This is a genomic window from Streptomyces nigrescens (assembly GCF_027626975.1).
Classification (GTDB): domain Bacteria; phylum Actinomycetota; class Actinomycetes; order Streptomycetales; family Streptomycetaceae; genus Streptomyces; species Streptomyces nigrescens.
This window is the reverse complement of the sequence record NZ_CP114203.1, coordinates 4,870,607-4,892,410: the sequence shown is the minus strand read 5'-3', so window position 1 is coordinate 4,892,410 and position 21,804 is coordinate 4,870,607. Positions and strand designations below refer to the sequence as shown.

At 70.5% G+C, this 21,804-nt stretch carries 20 protein-coding genes; 9 read left to right on the top strand and 11 right to left on the bottom strand.

The features are described 5' to 3' along the window. Positions 1-90: 90 nt before the first annotated feature. The 3 genes from STRNI_RS21870 to STRNI_RS21860 all read left to right on the top strand — a co-directional run bounded on the left by STRNI_RS21870 (position 91) and on the right by STRNI_RS21860 (position 3,037). On the top strand, positions 91-1,107 hold the full coding sequence (locus tag STRNI_RS21870; RefSeq protein ID WP_277411848.1) for an NlpC/P60 family protein: 1,017 nt from the start codon (positions 91-93) through the stop codon (positions 1,105-1,107). A gap of 158 nt (positions 1,108-1,265) precedes the next feature. Continuing rightward, positions 1,266-2,162 carry a helix-turn-helix domain-containing protein gene (locus STRNI_RS21865; RefSeq protein WP_277411847.1) on the top strand — a complete coding sequence of 299 codons (897 nt, stop codon included), beginning with the start codon at positions 1,266-1,268 and terminating at the stop codon, positions 2,160-2,162. Positions 2,163-2,389: 227 nt separating this feature from the next. Beyond that, complete coding sequence (locus STRNI_RS21860) at positions 2,390-3,037, top strand: DUF4232 domain-containing protein (protein WP_109890989.1); 648 nt, start codon at positions 2,390-2,392, stop codon at positions 3,035-3,037. A gap of 72 nt (positions 3,038-3,109) precedes the next feature. Here STRNI_RS21860 and STRNI_RS21855 read toward each other — a convergent pair whose 3' ends face one another. After that, a complete protein-coding gene (locus tag STRNI_RS21855; protein WP_277411846.1) occupies positions 3,110-4,918 on the bottom strand; it encodes an NHL domain-containing thioredoxin family protein in 1,809 nt (602 codons plus the stop codon). A gap of 64 nt (positions 4,919-4,982) precedes the next feature. Between STRNI_RS21855 and STRNI_RS21850 the strand changes: the two genes are divergently transcribed. After that, positions 4,983-5,513, top strand: a complete 531-nt coding sequence (locus STRNI_RS21850; RefSeq protein WP_093641012.1) for an LURP-one-related/scramblase family protein — start codon at positions 4,983-4,985, stop codon at positions 5,511-5,513. Between the two features lie 151 nt (positions 5,514-5,664). Then, positions 5,665-6,489, top strand: a complete 825-nt coding sequence (locus STRNI_RS21845) for a maleylpyruvate isomerase family mycothiol-dependent enzyme (RefSeq protein ID WP_026170193.1) — start codon at positions 5,665-5,667, stop codon at positions 6,487-6,489. Positions 6,490-6,656: 167 nt separating this feature from the next. On the opposite strand, the gene STRNI_RS21840 is transcribed toward STRNI_RS21845, so the two are convergent. From STRNI_RS21840 to STRNI_RS21830, 3 genes are all read right to left on the bottom strand, one after another. After that, the gene (locus tag STRNI_RS21840) at positions 6,657-7,910 is read right to left on the bottom strand and encodes an MFS transporter (RefSeq protein ID WP_381844185.1); all 1,254 of its coding nucleotides are present in this window, start codon (positions 7,908-7,910) and stop codon (positions 6,657-6,659) included. A 107-nt stretch (positions 7,911-8,017) separates the two neighbouring features. Continuing rightward, on the bottom strand, positions 8,018-8,701 hold the full coding sequence (locus STRNI_RS21835; RefSeq protein ID WP_148588446.1) for a GntR family transcriptional regulator: 684 nt from the start codon (positions 8,699-8,701) through the stop codon (positions 8,018-8,020). A gap of 178 nt (positions 8,702-8,879) precedes the next feature. Beyond that, positions 8,880-9,764 carry a GNAT family N-acetyltransferase gene (locus STRNI_RS21830; protein WP_277411845.1) on the bottom strand — a complete coding sequence of 295 codons (885 nt, stop codon included), beginning with the start codon at positions 9,762-9,764 and terminating at the stop codon, positions 8,880-8,882. A gap of 196 nt (positions 9,765-9,960) precedes the next feature. Here STRNI_RS21830 and STRNI_RS21825 point away from each other — a divergent pair, with 196 nt between their 5' ends. Next, positions 9,961-10,137, top strand: coding sequence for a hypothetical protein (locus STRNI_RS21825; protein WP_167540541.1), 177 nt, complete (start codon positions 9,961-9,963; stop codon positions 10,135-10,137). A 27-nt stretch (positions 10,138-10,164) separates the two neighbouring features. On the opposite strand, the gene STRNI_RS21820 is transcribed toward STRNI_RS21825, so the two are convergent. The 5 genes from STRNI_RS21820 to pdhA form a co-directional block, all read right to left on the bottom strand. Further along, complete coding sequence (locus tag STRNI_RS21820; protein WP_018092726.1) at positions 10,165-10,587, bottom strand: VOC family protein; 423 nt, start codon at positions 10,585-10,587, stop codon at positions 10,165-10,167. 50 nt (positions 10,588-10,637) lie between these two features. Then, positions 10,638-11,489, bottom strand: coding sequence for a helix-turn-helix domain-containing protein (locus tag STRNI_RS21815; RefSeq protein ID WP_277411844.1), 852 nt, complete (start codon positions 11,487-11,489; stop codon positions 10,638-10,640). 72 nt (positions 11,490-11,561) lie between these two features. Continuing rightward, complete coding sequence (locus STRNI_RS21810) at positions 11,562-13,046, bottom strand: dihydrolipoamide acetyltransferase family protein (RefSeq protein WP_277411843.1); 1,485 nt, start codon at positions 13,044-13,046, stop codon at positions 11,562-11,564. A 23-nt stretch (positions 13,047-13,069) separates the two neighbouring features. Continuing rightward, positions 13,070-14,053, bottom strand: coding sequence for an alpha-ketoacid dehydrogenase subunit beta (locus STRNI_RS21805; protein WP_018092723.1), 984 nt, complete (start codon positions 14,051-14,053; stop codon positions 13,070-13,072). Between the two features lie 2 nt (positions 14,054-14,055). Beyond that, positions 14,056-15,273: a pyruvate dehydrogenase (acetyl-transferring) E1 component subunit alpha gene (gene pdhA / locus STRNI_RS21800; protein WP_018092722.1), complete on the bottom strand. Its 1,218-nt coding sequence runs from the start codon at positions 15,271-15,273 to the stop codon at positions 14,056-14,058. Between the two features lie 327 nt (positions 15,274-15,600). Between pdhA and STRNI_RS21795 the strand changes: the two genes are divergently transcribed. Both STRNI_RS21795 and STRNI_RS21790 read left to right on the top strand, forming a co-directional pair. Then, entirely contained in the window at positions 15,601-16,260 is a 660-nt protein-coding gene (locus STRNI_RS21795; protein ID WP_026170189.1) for a response regulator, read from the top strand. 167 nt (positions 16,261-16,427) lie between these two features. Then, a complete protein-coding gene (locus STRNI_RS21790) occupies positions 16,428-17,471 on the top strand; it encodes a phosphotransferase (protein ID WP_159487451.1) in 1,044 nt (347 codons plus the stop codon). A 19-nt stretch (positions 17,472-17,490) separates the two neighbouring features. On the opposite strand, the gene STRNI_RS21785 is transcribed toward STRNI_RS21790, so the two are convergent. Then, positions 17,491-19,065 carry a protein kinase domain-containing protein gene (locus STRNI_RS21785; RefSeq protein ID WP_093640990.1) on the bottom strand — a complete coding sequence of 525 codons (1,575 nt, stop codon included), beginning with the start codon at positions 19,063-19,065 and terminating at the stop codon, positions 17,491-17,493. A 313-nt stretch (positions 19,066-19,378) separates the two neighbouring features. Between STRNI_RS21785 and STRNI_RS21780 the strand changes: the two genes are divergently transcribed. After that, complete coding sequence (locus STRNI_RS21780) at positions 19,379-21,031, top strand: protein kinase domain-containing protein (RefSeq protein ID WP_026170188.1); 1,653 nt, start codon at positions 19,379-19,381, stop codon at positions 21,029-21,031. A gap of 132 nt (positions 21,032-21,163) precedes the next feature. Here the strand turns inward: STRNI_RS21780 and STRNI_RS21775 are convergent, their stop codons facing one another. After that, positions 21,164-21,727, bottom strand: coding sequence for a bacterial proteasome activator family protein (locus STRNI_RS21775; protein ID WP_026170187.1), 564 nt, complete (start codon positions 21,725-21,727; stop codon positions 21,164-21,166). Positions 21,728-21,804 lie beyond the last annotated feature (77 nt).

Here is a 21,804-nt window from a genome sequence, read left to right as displayed (position 1 = left end):
CCCCGCTCCACGATGGTCTCCGTCGCCGTGAGCAGACCGTCCGGCGGCTCACCGATCGGGCCAACCGGCCCTGTACGGAGGGGAATCGGCATGTACGAGCACAGCAGCACGCACCCGGCGGACACCACAAGCGCCGCGGACCGGACCGCCCCCATGACGCGTCACCCGCAGTCCCCGTTCCGCAGGACCGTGTGGCGCACGGTGCTGCCCGCGGTGGCCGCGGCCGGGATCAGCGTCGCGGGGTTCACGGGATTCGCCCACGGCAGTGACGTGGGCGGCGCGACCATCGGCGGGCACTCCGCGACCGCCACCGAGCTCTCCCACGACAGCTCCGCCCGCACCGTCCGCGCCGCGGGAACCGGCTCCGTACGGCAGGCCGCCGCTGCCGACTTCCCCACGTGGGGCACCCGTTGGGTGGTGCACGCCACCGCCGACGCCGGCTCCCCCGCCGTCGGGATGATCAACAAGACGGCGCCGGGGCAGGACCGGATCACCGCTGACTACCAGGTCGACACCGGCCGCAAGGTGTGCGAGGGCAGCTCCTGCTCGACGTTCATGGCGCATCTCACCGGGCCGGTCAGCGGCTTCCTCAGCGTGGTGGCGGTGGACATCCCGCAGGACCGGCTGCCGGGCGTACCGGTCCAGGGCGGCGGTGGGCAGCCGCAGCCGCAGCCCGGCGGTTCGCGCGAGGAGATGCTGAACCGCGCCGCCACCTGGCTGACCGCGAACAACGGCGCCCAGGTCCCGTACAGCCAGGCCAAGGTCTGGAAGGACGGCTACCGCCAGGACTGCTCGGGCTATGTGTCGATGGCGCTCGGCCTGCCGACGCCCGGCACCAACACCGTGGGGCTGGCCACCAATCGCGACATCACCCGGCCCCTCTCGGTGGGCGAGCTCAAGCCCGGTGACCTGCTCATCGACGCCTCCGGTGACAACAACACCCGGCATGTGGTGATCTTCGAGAAGTGGAACAACGACGCCCACTCCTCGTACACCGCCTATGAGCAGCGCGGCGACCACGGCACGGACCACCGGACGCTGACCTACGGCCTGCCCGGCGGCGACGCCGAGTTCAAGCCCTACCGTCCGGTGAAGTTCGGCGACTGACCCCGCTCGGGGAGCGCGAGGTCCGACGGAAGATCTCACGCTGTTTCACGTGAAACGTCACCATCTGGTCCGGGTGCGATCCGGATCGTGTCACGAGGGGCACTTCCGCCACAGGGGAGCGGAAGTGCCCCTCGCGCGCGTATGCCCGCTGTGCTGGAATGCGAGACGTGCCTGGCCATCAGAACCACGCTCATGTCCGCCGCAAGCCGTTGGCTCCGCTGCCCGACGAACTCTCCGGCCCGGTACGGGACTTCGTCGCCTCCTTACGCCGTATGCATGGCGAACTCGGCTACAGCCTGAAGCAGTTGGAGAGCCGGCTGCCCGTCAGCCGCTCCTCCCTTTCCCGCTATCTGCGGGGGCAGAGCCTGCCCGACGAACGGCTGCTGGTGCAGTGGTGCACGCTCTCCTTCACCGGCGAGGACCGGCTGCCCGCTCTCGTCGAACTGCTGCACCGCGCCCAGGAGGCGGCGGACGCGGGCGAGCCGGCAGAGCGGGACGGTGGGCCCGACGGGGAGCCCCGGGCGGACGCCGAGGGCCGGGCCGGCGGCGACGGGACGGAAACCGGAGCCGCCGCGACAGCCGGCCGGCGCCGGCGGGGGCTGGTGCTCGCCGGGCTCGGAACCGCCGCGGCAGTCCTCGCCGCGGCGTTGGCCGTACCAGCGCTGACCAGCTCGAACGGGGCGCCGGACAACGGCGGCGACGGCCGGGCACCGGGTGCGAAGAGCGCGGCGTCGGCCACCGGGTCCGCCCGGATCACCGTCCACAATGTCGAACGGGACTGTCAGCACCGGCGCACCGAGAACTGCGCACTCGGGCTGGCCCGCGATCCGTACCGGCTCTATCGTCGCTCCAATGTCGTGGGCCATGTCTGGCACGGCGAGATGCTGCGCGCGGTCTGCCGGATCGCCAACGGGATCACGGTCACCGATGAGGCGGGCGGGCACAGCAGCATGTGGTTCCGGGTCGGTCACGACCGCGAGCAGGTGTGGGTGCCGGCCATCCGCATCCGCCCGGAACAGGTCGAAAACACCGCGCTGCCCGGCTGCCCGGGCTGACTCTTCGGCCCCCGCTCCGGACCGGTTCCGCGTCACCCGCAGATTGATCTTCACCCCCGTCACGGACCGCCTCTGTCCCCCACATACCGCCTATGACCTGCGATGACGCCATATCGACGGGCGCTCGATGCACCCACCCTGGTGCATCGACCGGCAATGGATATCGTGGCCGTGCCATGACAGACACACCACGCTGATATCGCAGCAACTCACGGGGGGAACCACCCATGACCGCACGCCGCTCCCGCCACCGCTCCGCCGCGTACGCCGCGCTGGCTCTCGGGCTGGCCGGTTCGCTCGCGCTGACCGGCTGCAACAGCCACTCCTCGAAGAAGTCGAAGAAGTCGTCCTCCTCGTCTTCCAAGAGCAAGAAGCGCAAGATCATCGGTGGCGGTGCGGCAGCGGCGGGCGCGGGAGCGGCCTCGCGGCGGGTGCCCGACTGCTACCCCAGCACGTACAAGCTCACGTTCTCCCAGCAGACCGGCCCGAAGAGCCATGTGGCCGTGAAGTTCAAGAACTCCACCAGCCGCGACTGCAAGCTCTACAACGCGCCGCTGCTGCGCTTCAACAACGCCAAGGACCCGCTGCCCCTGTCACAGGGCACGCCCGGCCACCTCGACGGCACCCGGATCACCGTGCCCGCCCACGGTTACGCCTACGCGGTCATCCCCACCAACACCGCGGCCACCAAGGGCACCGAGCAGAAGTCAGTGGCCGTCGACTTCATGGGCATCTCGGCGAGCTCCGTCACGCACGGTCCGGCGACCGTCAACTTCGCGGAGAAGCGGCTCCACATCTCCGTCGGCAAGAGCAAGGTCACCAACTGGAGCTCGAGCATTCACGGGGCGCAGCTGGCGGGCGGCGTCGGGAAGTAACCCCGACGCCCGGGCCGACCCGACCGGCCGGCCTCGGCCCGGGCCCGGTCAACGGGCCCGGGGTCCGCGCTCCTACTCGGCGTCCAGCCCGGCCAGGACGAGCCCCAGTCGGGCCACCCCGCCCTCAGCGATCTCGACCGGGACGCCCCAGTCCTGCTGGTGCACATGGCAGGCGGGGTACTCGATGTCCGGGGCGTCATCGCAGGACGCGGCCATCGCCGAGACGTGCAGCACGCCCTCGGTCACTCCGTCCGCGAGCACCAGATCCCGGGTGAGGTCGGTGCCGGCGCCCGCTCCGTCGGCGAGCAGCTCGGGCGGCGTCGCGCTGACCAGCAGCCGGGTCGAGGGTCCGTAGCGGGTGTCGAGCTTCTGGCCGGCCGGGGCCTGGAAGACCACCTCCAGCCGCAGCGCACCCGGAGCGACCTCGGTGGCCGCGCGCTGGGTGCGATGCGCCACCGACTCGACGCGGATCGCCTCCTCCGGCAGCCGCAGCCGCGTCAGCCGGTGCCGCGCCGACTCCACCACCACGATGTCGCCGTCGACGAGCACCGCGTCGGAGGGCTCGCGCAGATCCTTCGCCAGTGTCGTCACCTCGCCGCTCGCGGGGTCGAAGCGGCGCAGTGCGTGGTTGTAGGTGTCCGCGACGGCGACCGAGCCGTCGGGCAGCGCGGTCACTCCCAGCGGATGCTGCAGCAGCGCCTGGTCGGCGGCGCCGTCGCGGTGTCCGAAGTCGAACAGGCCGGTGCCGACGGCCGTACGGACGACATAGCCGTTGCCCGCGTCGGCGGGCTCCACCCAGCGGACCGCGCTGGTCTCCGAATCCGCGACCCACAGCCGGTCGCCGGCCGCCGCGAGCCCGGACGGCTGCGCGAACCACGCCTCGGCGGCCGGGCCGTCCACCAGGCCCTCGTTGGTCGTACCGGCCGCGACCTGGACCGTGCCGGCAGCCGGGTCGTACGTCCACAGCTGGTGCACTCCGGCCATCGCGATCCACAGCCGGTCCTGCCACCAGGCGAGGTCCCACGGCGAGGAGAGGTCCACCTCGCGGGCCGGGCCCGAGGCCGGTGAGCCCTGCCACCACTGCTTGCCGGTGCCGGCCACCGTCTCCAGCGTGCCGCTGTCGGGGTCGAAGACGCGGATGGCGTGGTTGACCGTGTCGGCGACGGCCACCCTGCCGTCGGGCAGCAGTGCCAGGCCCTGCGGTTCGTTGAAGGAGTCCGCGGTCAGCCCGCGCTCACCGGTGCCGATCCGGCGCAGCACCTGCTCGCCGTCCGCCGCCAGCTCCACCAGCTGGTGCCGGGTGGTGTCCGAGACGAGGAAGCTGCCGCCCGGCAGCCGCACCGCCTTGCCGGGGAAGCGCAGATCGGTGGCGACCGGCTCCGGCGGTACGTAGGGACCGTCACCGCGGCGCAGGGTGCCCTTCGCCGTGTGCTCGGCCTCCAGCTCCTCGACGAGCTTCTCGATGGCGTGCGCATGGCCCTCGCCGGCGTGCTGCGCGACGACATACCCCTCGGGGTCGATCACCACGAGCGTCGGCCAGGCCCGTACCGCGTACTGCTTCCAGGTGGCGAGCTCGGGGTCGTCGAGGACCGGGTGCTCGACGCCGTACCGCTCCACGGCGTCCACGACGGCCTGGTGCTCGGCCTCGTGCACGAACTTCGGGGAGTGCACACCGATGATCACGACCGTGTCGCGGTGCCGCTCCTCCAGCTCCCGCAGCTCATCGAGGACATGCAGACAGTTCACACAGCAAAAGGTCCAGAAATCCAGGACGACAATGCGTCCTCGCAGGTCGGAGAGGGTCAGATCCTTGTTGCCGGTGTTCAGCCAGCCGCCCTTGCCGGTCAGCTCGGGGGCGCGGACGCGTGCACGTGAAGCCATGTGGACATTCAACGTCACTCCGGTGCGTGCGCATTCCGCAGGGCCCCAGGGGAACACGTCAGCCATGCAGCAATCTCCCGGGGAAGCCTCCCCGCGCCCTGGCAAGTACGTGGTACGCGACCGCATCTTCGGCATCGGTGACGACTACTGGATCGAGGACGAGCACGGACGGCACGCCTTCCTCGTGGACGGGAAGGCGCTGCGGCTGCGGGAAACCTTTGAGCTGAAGGACCCCGAGCGGCGGGTGCTGATCACCATCCGCAAGAAGATGCTCAGCCTGCGCGACACGATGACCATCGAGCGGGACGACCAGCCGCTGGCCACGATCAAGCGGAAGCGGCTGTCGCTGCTGCGCAACCACTACCGCGTCGAGCTGGTGGACGGCACCGAGCTGGACGTCAGCGGAAAGATCCTGGACCGGGAGTTCGCGATCGAGTACGAGGGCGAACTGCTCGCGGAGATCTCGCGGCGCTGGCTGACGGTGCGTGACACCTATGCGGTCAACGTCGTACGGGACGACGCGGATCCGCCGCTGCTCATCGCCATCGCCGTGTGTGTGATCCGGCTGGCGGAGCGGGAGCGCGGGGAGGACTGAGAAGCACGCGTTCCGGGCGTACGGCGCACCCCTCTGCGGCCGGGAAGCATCGGCCTACGATGGTCGTCCGAAAGCACTGCCGGGGTGCCCGTGCGCAGCGTAACTTAACTGCACAGACAGCAGCCCGCGTACGAACCGTCCGAGGGGTCCCGTGACCGTCCATCCCAGCCTTCAGTCCTCCATCGATGCCTGGACTCACTCCATAGAAGCGATAACCGAGCTGGTTACTCCGCTCGTCGAAGGCGAGTGGAACAGGGCGACGGACCTCCCAGGATGGTCCGTGCGCGATGTGGTCTCCCATGTCATCGGCCTGGAATGCGAAATGCTGGGCGACCCGCGGCCGATCCACACCCTGCCGCGCGATCTCTACCACGTCCGCAGCGAGTCGGCGCGACGGATGGAGGTGCAGGTCGACGTCCGCCGGCACCACACCGCGCCGGAGATGCTCGGCGAGCTCGAATACACCGTCATCCGCCGCTCCCGGCAGCTGCGCAACGAGTCCCGCCAGCCGGACGCCGTGGTGCGCAGCCCGCTCGGCGAGGACCGCTCGCTGGAATTCGTGCTGCAGCAGCGGGCGTTCGATGTCTGGGCGCATGAGCAGGACCTGCGCCGGGCGCTCGGCAAGCCCGGCAATCTCGACTCCCCCGGCGCGCAGGTGACGCGCGATCTGCTGGTGACGGTGCTGCCCGGCATCGTCGCCAAGCGGGCCCAGGCGCCCGCCGATTCAGCGGTGGTCTTCGACGTCAGCGGACCGCTGGAGTTCCTGCGTACGGTCCGCATTGACGCCGAGGGCAACGCCACGATCGACGGCAGTGTCTCGCTCGGCCCGACCGTGACCCTCGCCCTGGACTGGGACACCTTCCACCGGCTGGCCTGCGGCCGGGTGCGCCCGGCGGCCGTCACCGAGCAGATCAAGATCGACGGGGACGCCGGACTGGCCGCGGCGATCCTGGACCACTTCGCGGTCACGCCGTAGCACCAAGGGCGGGCGGACGGCGTCCCGGCGGGCATCCGCCTCGTCCACGCCCCTGCCCGTCGGCCGGCCGGAGATCCAGAGCCGGCACCGGAGTATGAGCCGTTTCACGTGAAACAGCCCTGTCCGTTCCACGTGAAACGGGCCCGGCCGCCGCGTGCCCGGCCGCCTTACGCCGGAACGTGAACCGCCTCGACCCGGCTGACGACCAGCCGTTCGCGCTCGCGTCGCGCCGCACGCCGCCGCAGCCGCAGCATCTGCGAGACGCCGAGTGCCTCCAGGACGAAGATCGAGGCGAAGGCGATCCGGTAGTTGTCCCCGGTCGCGTCCAGCAGAACACCGACGGCGAGCAAGGTCGTCATCGACGCGGTGAAGCCGCCCATGTTGACGATGCCGGAGGCGGTGCCCTGACGCTCGGGCGGGTTGGCGGGCCGCGCGAAGTCGAAGCCGATCATCGAGGCGGGGCCGCAGGCGCCCAGCACCGTACACAGCACGATCAGCAGCCCCATGGGCGCATGATCGGCCGGCCAGGCCAGCACGATCGCCCACATCAGCCCCGTGGCGCCCACCGTGCCCAATGCCAGCGGGGTGCGGGCAGCATGGTGGCGGGCGATGATCTGGCCGTAGACCAGCCCCACCGCCATGTTGGAGAGCACCACGAGGGTGAGCAGTTCACCGGCGGTGCCGCGGGACAGCCCCTGCGCCTCGACGAGGAACGGCAGGCCCCAGAGCAGCAGGAACACCATCGCGGGGAACTGGGTGGTGAAGTGCACCCACATGCCCAGCCGGGTGCCGGGCTCCCGCCAGGCCTCCGCGATCTGCCGGCGCACGAACCCGGGGCCGGTGTGCCCGGCGGACGCGGGCGGCGGCTCGAAGCCCTCGGGGTGGTCCTTGAGGAAGAGCAGCAGCACGATCAGCACGACGATCCCGCCGGCCGCGCTGGCGGCGAAGGTCGGGGTCCAGCCGAAGGAGTGCAGGAACCGGGCGAGGACGAGTGTGGAGATCAGGTTGCCCGCCATCCCGACCAGCGCGGCGATCTGGGCGATCATCGGCCCACGGCGGGCCGGGAACCACCGCGAGCCCAGCCGCAGCACGCTGATGAAGGTCATCGCGTCCCCGCAGCCGAGCAGCGCACGCGAGCCGAGCGCCATGGCGTACGACGAGGAGAGCGCAAAGCCGAACTGGCCGAGGGTGTAGAGCACCACGCCGAGCGTCAGCACCTTCTTGGGGCCGAGCCGGTCGACCAGCAGACCGACCGGGATCTGCATCCCGGCGTACACCAGCAGCTGGAGGATGGAGAACGTCGACAGCGCCGAGGCGTTGATGTGGAAGCGCTCGGCGGCGTCCAGCCCGGCCACGCCGAGGCTGGTGCGGTAGGTGATCGCGACGAAGTAGACCGCGACGCCGATGCCCCAGACGGCCATCGCCCTACGGCCACCGGGCGGGTCCGCGGGCATCAGCCGGGCCGAGCCGCCGCCTATACCGGAGCCGTCCGGGCCGGGGGAGTCACCGGCACGTCCGCTGCCGGCGCTCATCGCACCTCCCCCTGCGCGAGGTTGCGGACCCAGCTCACGTGCCGCTGCACGACCTCGGTCGCGGCGTCCGCGTCTCCGGCGCGCAGCGCCTCCAGGATCTCGGCGTGTTCGGTGATGTTCTTGGCGATCCGGTCCGGGTGGGCATGCATCACCGCGACACCCATCCGCAGCTGACGGTCGCGCAGCTGCTCATAGAGCCGGTCCAGGATCTGATTGCCGGCGCTGCGCACGATGGCGGCGTGGAAGGCGCGGTCGGTGACGGACACGGCGGCGAGGTCGCCTGACGCTGCCTGCTCCCGCATCGTCTCCAGCAGCTCGGTCAGCTCGCCGACCAGCGCCTCGCTCGCGGGCACCGCCTTGGCCGCGGCGTGCTTCTCCACCAGCAGCCGGGTCTCGACGACGTCGGCGATCTCCTGCGCGGAGACCGGCAGGACCAGCGCGCCCTTCTTGGGGTAAAGCTTGATCAGCCCCTCGACCTCCAGCCGCAGCAGCGCCTCGCGCACCGGTGTCCGGGACACCCCCACGGCGTCGGCCAGCTCACCCTCGGTGAGCAGCATGCCGCCCTCGTAGCGGCGTTCCAGGACGGCGTCCTTGATGTGCGCGTACACCCGCTCCGCGGCGGGCGGCTGCTTGGCGGCGGTCTCTCTGGCGGGAGCGGTGGGCGTGGACGCTGAGGGCATGCGCACAGGATAGATACAACAGGTATGCGTTCGACACTTCATTCCGCGATGCGGACAATTGATGTCACGTTTGTCCTGGTAGAGGCGCTATGGGCCGTGGCGCGGAACGGCCGCCGGGGCGCCCGCGTGCGCCCCGGCCCGTCCGCCGCCCGGCAGCGCCCTCAGCCCGGGGGCGCCGTCAGCCCCGCATCCGCCCCTGCGCGACCAACCGGTCCACGACCTGCGCATGGGCGGGCGCACAGCGCTCCCGCGCTTCCTGACGGTCGAACCAGGCGTATTCGGCGATCTCCCGGCCGGGGACCGGTGCGATGTCCTGGGGCCCGCCGGTGAAGCAGGTCATATGCAGCCGGCGCCCGTTCTTCCCGTGGGCGACGTCATGGATGACACATGCCTCCGACAGCTCCTCGGCGGGCACCACCAGGCCGAGTTCCTCACCGAGCTCGCGCGACAGCGCCTCCCGTGCGGTCTCCCCGGGCTCGTACTTGCCGCCCGGGAGATAGAAGGTGTCGTTCCCCCGCGTCCGTACGCTCAGCAGCCGCCCCTCCCGCAGATGCAGCCAGCCCACCGACTTCAGCGGCGCGGCGCGCTCCAGAGTGATCAGCAGATGGCCGGTCTCCTCGTCCGTCCGGCGCCCCCGCTCCGTGAAGCCCAGGTACGCGCAGAAGCGTCGGCCCCGGGCGTTGCCCTCGAAGACCTCCAGGGTCAGCGCGCCGTGCAGCGCCGCCGCATGCTCCAGCAACTCCCGCCCGGCTCCGCCGCCTTGGGCGTCCGGTGCCACGAACAGCCCGCCGACCTCGGCCCCGGGCCCGTTGCCGCCCTCGGGCCCGTCGCCGTCCCCGGGCCCGTCGACCCGCAGTCCGAGCAGACCGATGACACTGCCCTTCCGTTCGGCCACCCAGTTCTCTGCCCGGACGAGGTCCACCTCGCGGAGGAGCCGGGCCCGTTCGCCCGCGCCCTCCCCGTCGAGGAACGGATGCGCCTGCCGCGCGGCCCGGGACCACAGATCGGTGACAACGTCCTGGTCGGACGGCCGATAGCGCCTGATGATCATTTCGCTGCTCATTTCGCCGACCGTAAACAGCGCGGCCGACCGCGGCAAACCCTTTCCCGGCCACTGCGGGAAGGGGGACCCCAGAGTGATGTCGGGTCCACCTCAGGTCGGACAGGAGTCCGTACCTGCCGCGTACGGACCGCGGCCAATCTCATGGGTGAATAGAGACAGGGAGCCGGGGAGGCTCCGACACCAAGGGGAGTTGACCATGCAGTCCAGGACGAACGCCGGCCGCCGTACGCGGAACACCGTCGTGCTGGCATTGATCGTCGCCGGCCTGTGGGCGGGCATCGCCCTGACCCGCGGCGCCGCACGCACCGACGAGTCCGGCCCGACCGGGCCGGTGGGCCACTTCAGCCGCGCGGTGGAGCTCATCCGCGGCTGACCGGCCACCGGCCCCGTCGCCGGCCCGCTACGCCTTGCGCGGCTCGCCGCGATACGTACCGAACGACCAGAGGTTGCCCTCGGGATCGCGGACACCGAATTCCCGCGATCCGTAGTCGGTGTCGGCCGGCTCGGCGATGATCTCCGCCCCGGCAGCTCTGGCGCGGGCACACAGCTCGTCGGGACGGTCGGTGACGACATAGCCCCCGAACGTCCCGGGCCGCAGCGGCCAGCGGTCATCCTCCGCTTCCTTGACGGAGCCGAGCATGATGCCGCCGCCTTCGGGCCAGGAGAGCTGGGCGTGCTCGACACGCTCGCCCTCCCCGTGGACCACGGTCTCCTCGAAGCCGAACGCATCGACCAGGAAGCGGATCAGCGCACGGGCATCGCGGGCCCGCAGCGTCGGCCATACCTGGGGTGCGGGGGTGGTGTCGGACAGGTTCTCGGGCATGATCGCCGGACCTCCTGGATCGGAACGCGGCCCCCGGTGGGCCGCCGTCTTCAGCGTTCCTCGATGGCGCCCCCGGCGGCTTGGACGTTTCGGAACTCCTCGGCGAGCCACTGGCTGGGCGGGCAGCCGGCCAGCGAGCGGAACTCCCGGGCGAGATGCGCCTGGTCGAAGTAGCCACAGCGCACCGACAGATCGGCCAGCAGCGGTGGGCGGCCCGTACGGGCCCGGTCGCCGAGCAGCCGGCATGCCCGGTCGAAGCGGATGACCCGGGCGGCGGTCTTGGGCGCCAGACCGGTCTCCTGCCGGAAGCGGGCGGTCAGATGGCGCGCGCTCCAGCCGACGTCATCGGCGAGCAGGGCCACCGGTGCGGCGCCCCGGGTCCGCGCCAGCAGCTGCCAGGCGCGGACCACTTCGGGCGACGGTCCGGAGCCGCCCGGCTCCCGCGACAGGCAGCGCAGCAAGTAGGCATCCAGCAGCGCGAACCGCTCCGGCCAGCCCTGTGCCGCTCGTAGCCGCTCACCGAGCTCCGCGCCGTGCCGTCCGAGGACGGCATCCGCGGGGAGGTCGATGCTCGCCAGCTCGCCGGCAGGCAGCCCCAGCAGGGCGCGGGCGCCCAGCGGATGCAGACCGATCTGGATGCCGGACTGACGGCCCGGGTGGGCGATCAGCGCGGGGCGGGTGTGCAGACCGCCGATGAGGGTGTCGTAGGTGCCGGGGGCCTGCCCGGGATCGGGGTGGCCGGTCAGCGTGAGCGGCTCGTCGAGGGTGAAGATCAGGGTCAGCCGGGGCGACGGGAGCCCACGGTGCCGGCCCGGTGGCAGCCCGGCCTGCCGGTATCCGGTGTAGGAGCTGACGTACGGCCGGAGCGGCGGCGCGGGGCAGGCGACCGGCCGCTCGTCCACAGGGCCGGTGCGGACCCGAGGCGGCGTTTCACGTGAAACGCCGCTCCGAACCGCCCGGCCCCGCATTCCGGCTCATCCCCAGGTGATGAGCCGCTTGGGCCGCTCCAGCACCGCCGCGACATCCGCGAGCAGCTTGGAGCCCAGCTCGCCGTCGATCAGCCGGTGGTCGAAGGACAGCGCGAGGGTGGTGACCTGACGCGCCTTCACCTTGCCCTTGTGGACCCACGGCTGGAGCTTGACCGCACCGAAGGCGAGGATCGCCGACTCCCCCGGGTTGAGGATCGGCGTACCGGTGTCGACGCCGAAGACGCCGACGTTGGTGATGGTGACCGTGCCACCGGTCATCGCCGCCGGCGAGGTCTTGCCCTCGCGGGCGGTGGCGACCAGATCGCCCAGTTCCCCGGCGAGCTGGGGCAGCGTCTTGGCTCCGGCGTCCTTGATGTTCGGGACGATCAGCCCGCGTGGGGTGGCCGCCGCGATCCCGAGGTTCACATAGTCCTTGTAGACGATCTCCTGACGCGCCTCGTCCCAGGCCGCATTGACCTCCGGGTGGCGCCTGATGGCCACCAGGAAGGCCTTGGCGACGAGCAGCAGCGGGTTGACGCGCAGCCCCGCCATGTCCGGGTCCTGCTTGAGCTCCTGGACCAGCTTCATCGTGCGGGTCACATCGACGGTGATGAACTCCGTGACATGCGGCGCGGTGAAGGCGCTGGAGACCATCGCCTGCGCGGTGGCCTTGCGTACGCCCTTGACCGGCACCCGCCGCTCACGGGCGGCGGCGTCGACGACACCGGCCGGGGCGACCGCCTCGGCGACGGGGGCCGGACCGGGAACCTCGGCCGGGGCGGGCGCCGCCGCCGGAGCGGCGGCCGCATGGACGTCCTCGCGGGTGATGATGCCGTCCGGCCCGGTGGGGGCGACCGTCGCCAGATCGATCCCGAGATCCTTGGCAAGCTTGCGCACCGGCGGCTTGGCCAGCGGCCGGCCGACGGCCCCGGCAGCTGCACCGTTCGCGACCGGAGCCACGGGAGCGGCCGGTGCAGCCGGTGCGGCCGGTGCGGGCGCCGTCCGCCCGTTCAGCTCCGCCTGGAGCGCGGCGCTCACGGGCTCCTGCTGGGCCGGAACGCCGGCCTGGGGCTTGCGTGCCCGGCGCTTGGTCGAGGACGGCGCGGCACCGTAGCCGACCAGCACCGCCTGCCGGCCCTGCGGCTCGGCCTCCTCCTCGTCCTTGGCGGCGTCCTGCGGCGCCTGCTCCGGCGCCGGTGCCGGAGCCGTGGCGGGCCCGGCACCGGGGTCGGTGTCCACGGAGATGATCACGGTGCCGACATCGACGGTGACGCCCTCGCCGAAGTTCAGCTCGTGCACCACCCCGTCATAGGGAATGGGCAGTTCGACGGCGGCCTTGGCGGTCTCGACCTCACAGACGACCTGGCCGTCGGTGACGGTGTCGCCCGGCTGGACGTACCACTTGAGGATCTCGGCCTCGGTCAGCCCCTCGCCGACGTCGGGCATCTTGAACTCGCGGAAGCGCTGGGCCTTGGCGGTACTTGCAGTCATGGTCACGAACTCTCCTCAAACCCTCAGTACGCCAACGCACGATCAACGGCGTCGAGCACCCGGTCCAGTCCCGGAAGGTACTCGTCCTCCAGACGGGAGGGCGGATACGGGGAGTGGAAACCGCCGACCCGCAGGACCGGGGCCTCCAGGTGGTAGAAGCACCGCTCGGTGATCCGGGCGGCGATCTCGGCACCCGCGCCGAAGAAGACCGGGGCCTCGTGGACGACCACCAGCCGGCCGGTCTTCTGCACCGACGACTGCACGGTGTCGAAGTCGATCGGGGAGAGCGAGCGCAGGTCGACGACCTCGAGCGACTTGCCCTCCTCGGCCGCGACATTGGCGACGTCCTGGCAGACCTTGACCATCGGACCGTAGGCGGCCAGCGTGAGGTCGGAGCCGGTCCTGGCGACCCGGGCCTTGTGCAGCGGGTCCGGGATCGACTCGGTGTCCAGCCGCGACTTGTCGTGGTAGCGGCGCTTGGGCTCGAAGTAGATGACCGGATCGTCGCCCGCGATGGCCTGCTGGAGCATCCAGTAGGCGTCGGAGGAGTTCGAGGGAGAGACGATCTTCAGGCCCGCGACATGCGCGAAGAGCGCCTCGGGGGACTCGGAGTGGTGCTCGACCGCGCCGATGCCGCCCGCGTACGGGATGCGGATGACGACCGGCACCTTGACCTTGCCCAGCGCACGGGCGTGCATCTTCGCGAGCTGGGTGACGATCTGGTCGTAGGCGGGGAAGACGAAGCCGTCGAACTGGATCTCGACGACCGGACGGTAGCCGCGCAGCGCCATACCGATCGCGGTGCCGACGATGCCGGACTCGGCGAGCGGGGTGTCGATCACCCGCTCCTCGCCGAAGTCCTTCTGCAGACCGTCGGTGACGCGGAAGACGCCACCGAGCTTGCCGACGTCCTCGCCCATGACGAGGACCTTGGGGTCGGCCTCCATGGAGGCGCGCAGCGACTCATTGATCGCCTTGGCGATGGTGATCTTCTCGAAGACGGCCATGGTCAGTTCCCCTCCGCGACAAGATCGGCGTCGGCGAACGACGCCTGGTACGCGGCGAACTGCGCGCGCTCCTCATCGACGAGCGCATGCCCGTCGGCATAGACATTCTCGAAGATCGCCATGGTGTCCGGGTCGGGCATGGCGCGTACGGCATCGCGGACCCGCTTGCCCAGGGCCTCGCTCTCCTCGTCGATCGAGGCGAGATAGGCCTCGTCGACGATGCCCTCGGCCTCCAGATACGTCCGCAGCCGCAGGATCGGGTCCTTGGCCTCCCAGGCCGCCCGCTCCTCGTCCGCCCGGTACTTCGTCGGGTCGTCGGAGGTGGTGTGCGCGCCCATGCGGTAGGTGAACGCCTCGATGAGCATCGGGCCCTGGCCGGTGCGTGCCCGCTCCAGCGCCGCCTTGGTCACCGCCAGACAGGCCAGTACGTCATTGCCGTCGACCCGTACGCCGGGGAATCCGAAGCCACGGGCGCGCTGGTAGAGCGGCACCCGGGTCTGCTTCTCGGTGGGTTCGGAAATCGCCCATTGGTTGTTCTGGCAGAAGAACACGACCGGGGCGTTGTAGACCGCGGAGAAGGTGAAGGATTCCGCGACATCGCCCTGGCTGGAAGCGCCGTCACCGAAATAGGCGATGACCGCGGAATCCGCGCCGTCCTTCTGCACACCCATCGCATAGCCGGTCGCATGCAGAGTCTGCGAGCCGATGACGATGGTGTAGAGGTGGAAGTTGTTGGTGTTGGGATCCCAGCCGCCGTGATTGACACCGCGGAACATGCCCAGCAGGTTCGTCGGGTCGACTCCGCGGCACCATGCCACACCGTGCTCGCGGTAGGTCGGGAAGACGTAGTCGTCGTCGCGCAGCGCGCGGCCGGAGCCGATCTGGGCGGCTTCCTGGCCCAGCAGCGAGGCCCACAGGCCCAGTTCGCCCTGGCGCTGGAGGGTGGTCGCCTCGGCATCGAACTTCCGCGTCAGGACCATGTCGCGGTAGAGCCCGCGCAGTTCTTCTGCGGAAAGATCGATCGAGTAATCCGGGTGCTCGACCCGCTTACCTTCGGGCGTCAGCAGTTGTACGAGCTGATCCTGCTCCGCCTGGTCGGGCCGGCCGGAGTTCCGGGCCTTGGCCGGGGACGCCTTCTTCGCCGACGTCGCCTTTTTGGCGGTGGTGCGCTTGCTGCTGCCGCGGGCGTTTTTCCGCTGCGCAGTGCCTTCCACGGTCACGTGCTGCTCCTCCGTCTGTCCGGCCCCCGGGGTCCGCCGGTGGCCGTATTGCGGCTCACCCGGTATCCGATACGGCGCACGGGGTGTGTGCGATCGCGGCCGGATCCGGGTGGAACAAAGCTCCCGGACAGTGGCCTGCTCATTGCACGTTACCCATTGTCAAAGCCGAAGTGGAAACGGCGCTGACCTGCGATTTTGCTTGGATTTCCAAGTAAATCGCGAAGGCTTGGAACAACTCCTGGTCACAGCGTTGCAGGCCGCCGGGACAACGGCACGTTATATCGGTGACCTGGAGCACGGGAAGGGTTGATGTGTGAGACTGGTGGGGTGCGCGAAGACGGAAAAATCACGGTATTCCTACTCGATGACCACGAAGTTGTCCGGCGTGGCGTCCACGAAATGCTGTCGGTCGAGGACGACATCGAGGTGGTCGGGGAGGCGGGTACTGCCGCAGATGCCCTGGTCAGGATCCCGGCGACCCGTCCGGACGTCGCGGTGCTCGATGTCCGGCTGCCCGACGGGAGCGGTGTCGAGGTCTGCCGCGAGATCCGTTCACAGGATGAGGACATCAACTGCCTGATGCTCACCTCGTTCGCGGATGACGAGGCCCTCTTCGATGCGATCATGGCCGGTGCGGCCGGTTATGTCCTCAAGGCCATTCGAGGGAACGAACTGCTCTCGGCGGTACGCGAGGTGGCCGCCGGGAAGTCACTGCTCGACCCCGTGGCCACCGCCCGGGTGCTGGAGCGGCTGCGCGACGGCAACTCCGCGAAGGGCGACGACCGGCTGGCGAGCCTCACCGACCAGGAGCGCAGGATCCTCGATCTGATCGGCGAGGGAATGACCAATCGCGCCATCGGTGAGCGGCTCCATCTCGCGGAGAAAACGATCAAGAATTACGTCTCCAGTCTGCTTTCCAAACTCGGAATGGAGCGCCGCTCCCAGGCCGCCGCCTATGTCGCCCGTATGCAGGCGGAACGGCACTGAACAGTCCAGGGGGTGCCCCGCATTCCCGCGTTCGGCTGCGCGGCCGCCACGGCCGCCGGCAGACCGCCGAGCGGGAGCCGATGCGCCGCCTTCCCCCTGTGCGCACTCTGCGTAAGGCCTTCCGGCACGCCCACTCCGACGGGCGTAGTTGATCTAACATCTGGCGCGTGCTGCGCTCATCTGTAGTCCGGACGGCGGCGACGCCCGACAAAGACACCCTCGGATCCCTGCTCCGCCACTACGCGGGCGCCGGTGCGCCGCTGTCCTGTGAACCCGTCGCCGAGGGCCTGCTCAACCACGGCTATTTCCTCGCCACCACCCGCGGCCGCTACTTCCTCAAGCACCACCTCGACGGCGACCGTGCCGCCCTCACCCGCCAGCACCGCGCCACCTACCGGCTCGCCGCGCTCGGCCTGCCGGTCGCCCCGCCCGTCGCCCATACGGACGGCAGCACCGTCACGGTCCTCGACGGCCGCTGCTACGCCCTGCACCCCTGGGTCGAAGGCCGCCATCTCGGCGGCGCCGCGCTGACCCGCGGCCAGTCCTGGCGGCTCGGCGCCCTGCTCGGGCTGGTGCACAACGCGCTGGAGGAGGTCATGGTGGACGAACCACATCCGCCCCGGCCGCCCTGCGCGGACGCCGGCGCCGACCCCGAGCGGACCTTCGAGACGATCGACGAGCTGCTGGCCCTGGCCCGCGGCGCCCGGCCGCGCACCAGCTTCGACGAACTCGCCGAACACCGTCTGCTGGAGCGCCGGGCCTTACTGGCGGAACAGGCGCACCGCCGCCCGGCCCCCGGCGCCGAGCCCCCGGCGGGCTGGGTGCACGGCGACTTCCACCCGCTGAATGTGCTCTACCGGGGCACGGAACCGACCGCGATCGTCGACTGGGACCGGCTGGGCGTCCAGCCGCGCGCCGAGGAGGCGGTACGCGCCGCCGCGATCTTCTTCGTACGCCCCTGCGGCACCCTGGACCTGGCCAAGGTGGCGGCGTACGCGGGTGCCTACCGCAGCGCCTGCGGAGCCGGTGCCGAGGAACTCGCGGCGGCCGTCCACCGGGTGTGGTGGGAGCGGCTGAACGACTTCTGGATGCTCACCTGGCGCTACCAGCTGGGCGACCGCCGCACCGATCCTCAGTTCCCGGCGGCGGCCGCCCTGGCCGTGTGGTGGACCCGCGAGTACCGGGCCGTACGGAACGCGTTCACCCGCTGAACGGGGAGCGGGGCACCCGTCAGCCGGTCGCGCCCGACGTCAAGCCGCTGTCCGGGCCACCGGTGCCCGCGCCACCGTCGTCGGTCCCGCCCGTGGGGTCCGTGGGCTCGGTGGGATCGGTGGGCTCGTCCGACGGCTCTTCGGGCGTGCTCGGCTCCTCCGTCGGCGGCTGAGAGGTCGGCGGCTGAGAGGTCGGCGGCTCGGACGTCTCCGGAGTGCTGGGCTCCTCCGTCGGCGGCTCGGAGTACGTGCCGCCGTCACCGCCCGTGTCCTCGGGCTCGGTCTCCGGAGTGCTCGGCTCCTCCGTCGGCGGCTCGCTCGTCTTGTCGTCCTGCGACGGCGAAGGCGACTGCGTGGTGGGAGTCTCGTGCTTCTGGTCCTGGCCGCCGGTGTTCTGCAGCGCGAAGGCGACACCCACCGCAATGGCGATCACCGCCAGCGCCGCGATCAGCCAGATCTTGCCGCGGCCGCCCTTGGACGGCCGGGGCCCGCCGTCGAAACCGCCGTCGTCGTCGCGCCTACCGGGCGTCAGGATCGGCTGCGCCGTGGTCTGGCCGGCGTCGGGGTGCGGCAGCGCCGTGGTGGCCGCGGTGCCCATGGACGGGGTGAGCCCGCCCTCGTGCATGGCGACCGGGCCGGTGCTCCAGGTGCCGGTGTGGCCGCCCTGCTCGTGCAGCATCTGCAGCGAGTACTGGACCAGGCCGCGCATCTCCTCGGCGGACTGGAAGCGGTCGTCGGGGTCCTTCGCCAGCGACCGCATGACCAGGCCGTCCAGCTCCGGCGGCACCGCGTCGGCGACCTGGGACGGCGCCACCGGCATGTCCTGGACATGCTGGTAGACGACCGAGAGCGGGGTCTCGCCGGTGAACGGCGGCCGCAGCGTGAGGAGTTCGTAGAGCAGACAGCCGGTGGCGTAGAGGTCGGAGCGGGTGTCGACGGTCTTGCCGAGCGCCTGCTCCGGGGAGAGGTACTGGGGCGTGCCCATGACCATGCCGGTCTGGGTCATGGTGGACGCGGCGCCGTGCAGGGCACGCGCGATGCCGAAGTCCATGACCTTGACGGCGCCGCTGTTCGTGATGATCACGTTCGCGGGCTTGATGTCCCGGTGCACGATGCCGTGCTGGTGGCTGTAGGCCAGCGCCTCCAGCACACCGGAGACGATGATCAGCGCCTGGTCCGGCGGCGGAGCGTCGGCGTTGAGCAGCAGATCGCGGATGGTGTGGCCCTCGACCAGCTCCATCACGATGTACGGCACGGTGTTGCCGCCGACCAGGTCCTCGCCGGAGTCGTAGACCGCCACCACCGCGTGGTGGTTCAGCCCGGCCACGGACTGTGCCTCCCGCGTGAAGCGGGCCTTGGAAACCGGGTCCTCGGCGAGGTCGGCACGCAGCAGCTTCACGGCGACGGTACGGCCAAGACGTACGTCCTCGGCCGCGAACACCTCCGCCATACCGCCGCGGCCGAGCCGTCGCGTGAGCCGGTAGCGGCCATCGCCGACCAGCCCGCCGTTGCCCCACATCTCCGGTGCGTCGGGGATATTGGAGCCGGTGGCGTCAGGATCGGACGGGCCCTGGGGGCTCTGCGTCGGTGCCATCGGTCCTCGCCGTCGAATCAATCCGCATGAGAGCGGTAAGGTCATCGGTCTTCGCTAGAGCACGCTACAGGTTCCGCGGCACCCACCGGTCCGTCGTGGACCGGCCATCAAACCCGCCGGACGCCAAACGTCGCAAGTTCACCGGGGGTAATCAGGCGCCAAAACGTCTCATGGCCGTGACGGGATCTTGCACATCTGGTCACGGAACGGGCACACAGCTTGACGTGTCCGGGGGCTGGGGCAGACTTGGCTGCGAAATTCCAGAATTTGATCGCTATACGTACGGGTAGTGCGCCTAGGGGGAAGCGGAACGATGAGCCAGGACGGCGCTCAGGGCCAATACGAGGGCCGTTCGGTCGGCGGAGGACGTTACCAGCTTCGTGATCTTCTCGGCGCTGGCGGAATGGCTTCCGTACACCTCGCCTACGACAGCGTGCTGGACCGCGAGGTCGCGATCAAGACGCTGCACACCGAGCTCGGGCGCGAGCAGGCCTTCCGTGAGCGCTTCCGCCGTGAGGCGCAGTCCGTGGCGAAGCTCACGCACACCAATATCGTCTCCGTCTTCGACTCCGGTGAGGACGAGCTCGACGGCGGCATGGTGCCGTACATCGTCATGGAGTACGTCGCGGGCCAGCCGCTGCGCTCCGATCTGGACACCGACATCGCTCAGCATGGCGCGATGCCGACGGAAAAAGCCCTGAAGATCACTTCGGATGTGCTGGCGGCGCTCGAGGTCAGCCATGAAATGGGCCTGGTCCACCGGGACATCAAGCCCGGCAACGTGATGCTGAACAAGCGCGGCGTCGTCAAGGTCATGGACTTCGGCATCGCCCGCGCCATGCAGTCCGGTGTGACGTCCATGACGCAGACCGGCATGGTCGTCGGCACCCCGCAGTACCTGTCGCCCGAGCAGGCGCTGGGCCGCGGTGTGGACGCCCGCTCCGACCTCTACTCCGTCGGCATCATGCTCTTCGAGCTGCTGACGGGGCAGCTGCCGTTCGACGCGGACTCCCCGCTCGCCATCGCCTACGCCCATGTCCAGGAAGAGCCCCCGGTCCCGTCGAGCATCAACAGCTCGCTGCCGCCGGCCGTGGACGCGCTGGTGGCCCGTGCGCTGAAGAAGAACCCCAACGAACGCTTCCCCACCGCCGAGGCGATGCGGGACGAGTGTCTGCGGATCGTCGGGTCCGGGCAGTCCGGTGCGACGCCGCTGATCATCGGCGAGGGCCCGCGGGCGCGTACCAGCGGTGCCTCGGTCTCCTCCGCGGTCTTCCCCACGGCCTCCGGCAACCCGCACACCCCGGCCCCGCCGAGCGTGCAGCAGCCGTACCAGCCGACCCAGGCCGCCTTCGGTCCCTCGACGCCCCCGCCGCCGCCGAACAACACCTACCCGACGCCCGCGCCGGGCCCCGTTCCGGCTCCGGCGCCGTTCAATACGGGTGGCTACCAGCCCCCGGCCTACACCCCGCCGCCGGTGACAGCGTCGATGCCGTCGAGCGGCGGCCCCGCCCCGCGGAAGAACAACTCCGCGGTGATCGTCGTCTCGGCGATCGTCGGCGTCATCGTGGTGACCGCGATCGCGATCGGCATCGGTCTGAGCGCCGGCTCCAGCGACGACCCCGGCGGGGACAGCCCGACGTCCGCGTACTCCGACACCGCCTCGCCCACCGAGAGCGTCCGGCCCGAGGACAAGACGGCGACGATCCTGACGTCCGAGTGCACCAGCCCGTCCAAGGTCTACGGCGATGAAGGCAAGATCTACGCGCCTTCGTTCCGCTTCAAGAATCTGGACTCGGTGAAGAAGTGCCTCGATGCGGCCGGCTGGAAGTACAAGGTCGACGAGGAGGACAGCGCGCTCTGGGGTAAGAACACCGTCACGGACCAGTCCCCGGACCCGTTCGAGCGGTGGGACCCGAAGAGCGGCGAGACCATCGAGCTGACCGTCTCGACCGGCCGGAGCGGCTGACGGCATACGGCCCACGGCCACCCGGACAGATGGAAGGGCCGGCACGCATTCCGCGTGCCGGCCCTTCCGTCTGTCCGGGTGCTGTGGCTCCTCGGTGCGCTCCGGCCTGCCGCGCAGATGCCGGGCGAATGCTCAGAGGTACGGGCCCGAGCGGGCGCCGCCGTGACCGGGCGTGCCCTCCTCGCCGTCCATCGGAACGGCACCGGGCGGCAGCGCACGGCGCATCGACTCCAGCTGGGCACGGGCCGCCATCTGCTGGGCGAACAGTGCGGTCTGGATGCCGTGGAAGAGGCCCTCCAGCCAGCCGACCAGCTGGGCCTGGGCGATCCGCAGCTCCGCCTCCGTCGGCACCGATTCATCGGTGAACGGCAGCGACAGCCGCTCCAGCTCCTCGACCAGCTCGGGCGCCAGGCCGTCCTCCAGCTCCTTGACCGAGCTGGAGTGGATCTCCTTGAGGCGGACCCGGCTCGCCTCGTCCAGAGGAGCGGCCTTCACCTCCTCCAGCAGCTGCTTGATCATGCTGCCGATGCGCATGACCTTCGCAGGCTGTTCGACCATGTCCGTCAAGGGGGTCTCCCGGGATTCTTCGCCGTCATCCCCGCCACCGGAGCCGGCGCCGCCGAGCGCCATGCCGTCCGGGCCGACCACCAGGACGTGCGGATTCTCCTGCGACCGTTCATTCATCGGCATATCCATGCCGCCATTCTCTCGTACGCGGGCTCCTGACAGGTGGTGCCCCCGGGAGAACGTGATCCACCATTCCGAGCGGATCC